We start from the raw sequence: 6,236 nt of genomic DNA, 5'->3' as shown, positions 1-6,236 counted from the left end.
AAAAGCCGCCGTGTGGGTGGAGCGACCTACCAAGTTCCAGTAGAAGTTCGTCCTGTACGCCAACTTTCTCTTGCTATCCGCTGGTTAACCGATGCGGCACGCAAACGTAACGAGCGCACTATGGCAGAGCGTTTGGCAAATGAGTTATCAGATGCTGCAAACGACAAAGGTTCAGCGTTCAAAAAGAAAGAAGATACTTACAAAATGGCTGAAGCGAATAAAGCGTTCGCTCACTATCGCTGGTAAGATATTCGTAACCCTTTGATAACCCTCTCGGGTTATCATTTTCCTATCCACTATAAACTCTATTAAGGGCTATTATCATGGCAAGATCCCATAAACTTGAAGACGTAAGAAACATCGGTATCGCCGCTCACATTGACGCGGGTAAAACGACAACAACTGAGCGTATCTTGTTCTACACCGGTGTATCACACAAAATCGGTGAAGTTCACGAAGGTGCTGCAACTATGGACTGGATGGAGCAAGAGCAAGAACGTGGTATTACCATTACTTCTGCTGCGACAACTTGTGAATGGTTGGGCAAACAAATCAACATCATCGACACTCCGGGCCACGTTGACTTCACGATTGAAGTTGAGCGTTCTATGCGTGTTCTTGACGGTGCCGTAGCGGTATTCTGTGCTGTTGGTGGGGTTCAACCACAATCAGAAACAGTATGGCGTCAAGCAAACCGTTACGGGGTTCCTCGTATGGTTTTCGTAAACAAAATGGACCGTATCGGTGCTGATTTCTATAACGTAGAAGATCAAATCCGTAACCGCCTCAAAGCAAACCCGGTACCTATCCAACTTCCGATCGGTGCAGAAGACAGCTTCAAAGGGATCATCGATCTCGTAAAAATGAAAGCGATCCTTTGGGATGACGATGCTGCGATGGGTTCTAACTATCGTGAAGAAGAGATTCCTGCTGATTTGATGGACAAAGCGGTTGATTATCGCGGACGTATGATGGAAGCGGCAGCTGAAGGCGACGATACTTTGATGGAGAAATTCTTCGAAGAGGGTGAACTTTCAAACGAAGAGATTATGCGCGGTATCAAAGCAGGTTGTTTGAAAATGGAAATTATTCCAATGACATGCGGAACAGCGTTCAAAAACAAAGGGGTACAAACTCTTCTTGACGCGGTTGTTGACTATCTTCCATCTCCGTTGGAAGTTGCGGCGATCAAAGGGACTAAAGAGGACGACGAAGAGGTAGAAGTAGAAGTTGAATCACGTGATGATCAACCGTTTGCCGGTCTTGCGTTCAAAATTATGACCGACCCGTTCGTAGGACAATTGACATTCGTACGTATGTACCGCGGTGTTCTTGAGTCTGGTTCATACGCGATCAATACCATCAAAGGTAAAAAAGAGCGTATCGGACGTATCGTTAAAATGCACGCTAACAAACGTGAAGAGATTAAAGCACTTTACGCAGGTGAAATCGGTGCGGTTGTAGGTCTTAAAGATACAACTACCGGAGATACTTTGTGTTCTGAAGACGATCGTATCGTTCTCGAGCGTATGCACTTCCCTGAGCCGGTTATCTCGGTTGCGGTTGAGCCTAAAACAAAAGCGGACCAAGAAAAAATGGGTATCGCTCTTGCGAAATTGGCAGCGGAAGATCCGTCTTTCCGTGTTCACACAGACGAAGAGACAGGTCAAACGATCATCAGCGGTATGGGTGAGCTTCACCTAGAGATCCTTGTTGACCGTATGTTCCGTGAGTTTAAAGTCGAAGCGGAAGTGGGTGCACCTCAAGTTGCATACCGTGAGTCTATCCGTAACGAAGTTAACCAAGAGTACAAATACGCGAAACAATCAGGTGGACGCGGACAATTCGGTCACATCTATATCCGTGTTAAACCGGGCGAACCTGGAACAGGTTATACTTTCCACAACGAAATCAAAGGTGGGGTTATTCCTAAAGAATATATCCCTGCAGTTGAAAAAGGGTGTAAAGAAGCGATGCAAAAAGGGGTTCTCGCGGGTTATCCGATCGAGGATATCGAAGTTGCATTGTATGACGGTTCATACCATGAGGTTGACTCCTCTGAGATGGCGTTTAAACTTGCTGCATCTATGGGTTTCAAAGAAGCTGCGCGTAAAGCGAATCCGGCTATCCTTGAGCCTATGATGAAAGTTGAAGTTGAAGTTCCTGAAAACTTCATGGGTGACGTTATCGGTGACCTTAACCGCCGTCGCGGACAAGTTAACAACATGGGTGACCGTTCAGGTAACAAAATTGTTGACGCGTTCGTACCATTGTCTGAAATGTTCGGTTACTCAACTGACCTTCGTTCAGCAACTCAAGGACGTGCAAGTTACTCTATGGAATTCGATCACTACGAAGAAGTTCCACGTAACGTTGCTGAAGAGATCATCAAAAAGCGTAACAGCTAAGAGATTTCCTCTCCTCTGCCCTTCGGGGCATTTTTCTTTTTTACTCTTCTAAATTCTTATTCGCAAATTCCCAATTCAACAGATGACCAATCACTTTGTCCACATACTCCGCTCGGGCATTTTTGTAATCGAGATAATAGGCATGTTCCCACACATCAATACACAGTAGCGGCATTAAACCCTGAGCAATGGGTGTATCGGCATTGGAGGTTTTGAGAATACTCAGCTTCCCTTTTTCCTGAATTAGCCAAGCCCATCCGCTGCCGAATTGTCCCAATGCCGCTTCTTTGAATAACTTCGTAAAATTCTCATAGCTCCCGAACGATTCATCGATCATCGATGCGATAGCTCCGTTTGGAACACCGCCGCCGTTTGGGGAAAGCGAATTCCAATAAAAGGTGTGATTCCATACCTGCGCCGCATTATTGAAAACGGAAGACTTCGTTGCATCGTCTGCCGTGAGGAGGATCAGCATCTCGAGTGATTTGCTTTCCAGTGCGGTATCTTTGATCAGATTATTGAGATTGACTACATAGGTGTTGTGATGTTTACCGTAATGGTACTCTAGAGTTAGAGCACTGATATAGGGTTCAAGTGCAGTATTTTCATAAGGGAGTGGAGGTAAGGTAATAGCCATAATAAACTCCTTGAGCGGATGTGGGAACATTATAGGACAGATATTACTTATACAAGTGTAAAATTTTTGAGTAATAAAGCGCTATAATGAAAGGATGAAGAAATTAGCTGAACTCTTTTTACTATTCAGTATATTTATTTGTGCATTGAATGCCAAGGAAACGGTGCAAATAGGGGTATTGGCACATAAAAATTATGAGTCTACCCACATGATGTGGGATCCCACAGCCGAATATCTGAATACGAAAATCCCAGAGTACGATTTTCACATAATCCCGCTCCGTTTTGAAGAGTTTCTCCCCTATCTGCGAGATAAAAAGATTGATTTTGTCATCACCAATTCGGCGTATTATGTTGATCTGGAAAGCAGTTTCGGTATTTCAAGAATTGCGACACTGAAAAATAAAGATTTTAACGGAAAAGCGCAAACCGAATTTGGCGGTGTCATATTCAAGCGTGCTTCCAATACGACTATACAGAGTGTCGAAGATTTAAAAAACAAGAAATTCGCGGCGGTTGATCCTGAATCGTTCGGCGGATGGATCATGGCGTTGCGGGAACTCAAAGAGCTGGGAATACGTGATAAGGATTTAAAAACGACATTCTACGGCACCCATGAATCGGCTGTATTCGCTGTTTTGGACGGTAAAGCGGATGCGGGGACGGTTCGAACTGATACGTTAGAGCGAATGGCGGCGGAGGGGAAAATCAACATAAACGATTTCACCCTTTTGGAGCAAAAAAATTACCCCGATTTCTTTTATCAAACCAGTACACGTCTCTATCCTGAATGGCCGATAGCGACGACAAAACATACCTCAAACGCTATGGCTGAGAAGGTAGCGGTAGCGCTTATCTCGATGCCGCAGCACTCCGAAGCGGCTGAAGCATCAAAGAGTATGGGGTGGACGATTCCTCTGGATTATCAAAGCATACATGAATGCCTAAAAGAGCTTGAGATGGGACCGTACAAGCATTTTAGAGAGGATGCGTTTATCTCTTTTGTCAAGCAGTATTGGTACTATGGCGTTATCGCATTATTGGTGTTGTTTTTATCACAAATTATCGTGTTGTATATAGCTCGGATCAATGCCAAATTGCGTGATACGCAGCGAGAGTTGGAAATACTGAACGATTCGTTAGAAGAAAAAATACGAGAAAAAACAGAGCACCTTTATAACGAAAGTGTAAAACTCGAAGAGGCGTATTTGAACGAAAAGTATCTCAGAAGTATTTTACGGACGGTTGCCGATGTCAATCAGATGCTGATTACTACAAGATCAAAATATGAGCTGATCGATAAAGCGACACTGTGTCTTAGCTCGAATGAATCGTTTAAAAGGGCAAAAATTTCTCTTATCGAGGAGGGGGAACTAAGGGTCGCCGCCGCATACGGAATCGGAGAAGATAAAACGATAACATGGATAGAACGCAAGGCGCATGAAGAGAAGAAAAATCTCATGATCACCGATTTGGATGATGCACGGATGAGTCCAGAGTGCAGAGAAAATATTGCCTCTCACGGGATCAAAGCAATCTATGCATTACCGTTGAAAAGCAGTACCTTTAGCGATGAAGTAATCGGTGTATTGACGATTTGTACGGGGCGGGAAAACGGGTTCAATATTGAAGAGCAAAAAATGATCGAAGAGCTCTCCGGAGACATCGGGTTTGCGTTGAATTCGTTCGCACAGCAAAAACACATCAATGAACTGTATGATGAACGGCTGGAGAGTTACGAAAGCTTTATCGATGCCATGGTCAATATGATCGAGCAGCGTGATACCTATACGGCGGGGCACACGGTACGGGTATCACACTATGCCGAACTGATCGCCAGAGAGATGGAACTGAGTGAAAAAGAGATCCAGTTGTTGGTAGAGTCGGCGAAACTGCATGACATCGGCAAGGTGGTTACCCCCGATTCGATATTGCTCAAACCCGGTAAACTGAGCAATTTGGAATATGAACTTATCAAAGAACATGCGAAAGCGGGGTATGAAGTCCTCTCCAATGTCCATCTCTATAAAGAGCTTGCTGATATTATGATCGATCACCATGAGCGCTATGACGGCAGCGGCTATCCCTACGGTAAAAAAGGGGGAGAAATCTCACTTTTGGGGCATATTATGGCGGTTGCCGATTCGTTCGATGCGATGACGACCAATCGGATATACAAACCGCGTAAAGAGGTCAAAGAGTCGTTGATCGAACTGAGCGAGTTGAGCGGGACATGGTACCATCCTGCGGTTGTCAACGCAGCGATCAAAGTGCTCGCCGATGTTTCGATTGATACGACGATCAATCAGATAGGGCATACTCCTCTTGAAGAAGAGCGGTTGAGTTATTTTTTCAAAGATCGTCTTACTAAGCTTTATAATGAAGACTATTTTATGATGGTGATCAACGGCCGTTCCCGCCACAGCAAACCGAAGAAATTTACGGTGATTTCATTGATCGATTTTCACCGCTACAACAAAGCCTTCGGATGGGAGCGTGGGAACACGATGATCGCTGATTTTGCCGATTTTTTAATGCAGAAACTTCCCGAGCGGCTCATGTTTAGAGTCTGGGGAGACCGTTTTGTGATCGCCGATTATGAGGGGAATTTGGATGAGGTGCTGTCTGAGTCACCGTTAGTGGAAGCGGGGATTAAAACAGCTATCAAAGAGATAGCGTCGACTGCCGATAATTTAGAGGGGATGTTGCGCGATAAGGTGATTTAACAAGCGCTCCAAGAGCTTTCGATCAACAACCGCTCATCGCTGTAAATCCGTCCGACAAACGCATCGCCGATTTGGTACGTTGATACCCCTTTGGGGGTTCCGCTCATGATTACATCGCCATCCTCGAAGCTCATAAACGATTTGATCTCCTCTATCATCTCCAGCGGTTTGTAGATCATCAGCTCATAGGTTGCTTCTTGTGTCAATACGCTATTGATATGAAGTGTCATCCGTAATGATTCCAACGGCGCTGTGAGAGGGACAAAGTTGCCTAAAACGGCAGATCCGTCAAACCCTTTGGCTCTCTCCCACGGAAGCCCTTTGGCTTTGAGATGATTTTGGATTTCCGCTTTGGTGAGGTCAAGTCCGAATCCGATACCGGCAATTTGGCCGCCCATTATCAAAAAACAGATTTCCCCCTCAAAGCGGGTATCGGGAGAAATAAATCGCAGAGTATCGGTAATGG

The 6,236-nt window shown here is 45.0% G+C and carries 4 protein-coding genes and 1 pseudogene; 3 read left to right on the top strand and 2 right to left on the bottom strand.

Features of this window, described 5'->3' with window-relative positions:
* Positions 1-246 (top strand): annotated as a pseudogene (locus VFW36_RS08150) (30S ribosomal protein S7); the annotation flags it as partial.
* A gap of 77 nt (positions 247-323) precedes the next feature.
* On the top strand, positions 324-2,408 hold the full coding sequence (fusA, locus tag VFW36_RS08145) for an elongation factor G (RefSeq protein WP_329658313.1): 2,085 nt from the start codon (positions 324-326) through the stop codon (positions 2,406-2,408).
* A gap of 40 nt (positions 2,409-2,448) precedes the next feature.
* On the opposite strand, the gene VFW36_RS08140 is transcribed toward fusA, so the two are convergent.
* On the bottom strand, positions 2,449-3,045 hold the full coding sequence (locus VFW36_RS08140; RefSeq protein ID WP_329658312.1) for a superoxide dismutase: 597 nt from the start codon (positions 3,043-3,045) through the stop codon (positions 2,449-2,451).
* A 94-nt stretch (positions 3,046-3,139) separates the two neighbouring features.
* Here VFW36_RS08140 and VFW36_RS08135 point away from each other — a divergent pair, with 94 nt between their 5' ends.
* A complete protein-coding gene (locus tag VFW36_RS08135; protein ID WP_329658311.1) occupies positions 3,140-5,770 on the top strand; it encodes a PhnD/SsuA/transferrin family substrate-binding protein in 2,631 nt (876 codons plus the stop codon).
* Here VFW36_RS08135 and VFW36_RS08130 read toward each other — a convergent pair.
* Positions 5,767-6,236, bottom strand: a 470-nt coding sequence (locus tag VFW36_RS08130) for a fumarylacetoacetate hydrolase family protein (protein ID WP_329658310.1), incomplete at its 5' end; no start/stop codon positions are given. The genes VFW36_RS08135 and VFW36_RS08130 overlap by 4 nt on opposite strands.

Source organism: Sulfuricurvum sp., assembly GCF_036279695.1.
GTDB lineage: Bacteria > Campylobacterota > Campylobacteria > Campylobacterales > Sulfurimonadaceae > Sulfuricurvum.
The sequence above is the reverse complement of the archived record's forward strand: the minus strand, read 5'-3'. Positions and strand labels throughout refer to the sequence as shown.

Excerpts from the sequence above, each read along its gene's own strand:
- VFW36_RS08135 (WP_329658311.1), top strand. The coding sequence starts at position 3,140 with ATGAAGAAATTAGCTGAACTCTTTTTACTATTCAGTATATTTATTTGT.
- fusA (WP_329658313.1), top strand. The coding sequence starts at position 324 with ATGGCAAGATCCCATAAACTTGAAGACGTAAGAAACATCGGTATCGCC.
- VFW36_RS08140 (WP_329658312.1), bottom strand. The coding sequence starts at position 3,045 with ATGGCTATTACCTTACCTCCACTCCCTTATGAAAATACTGCACTTGAA.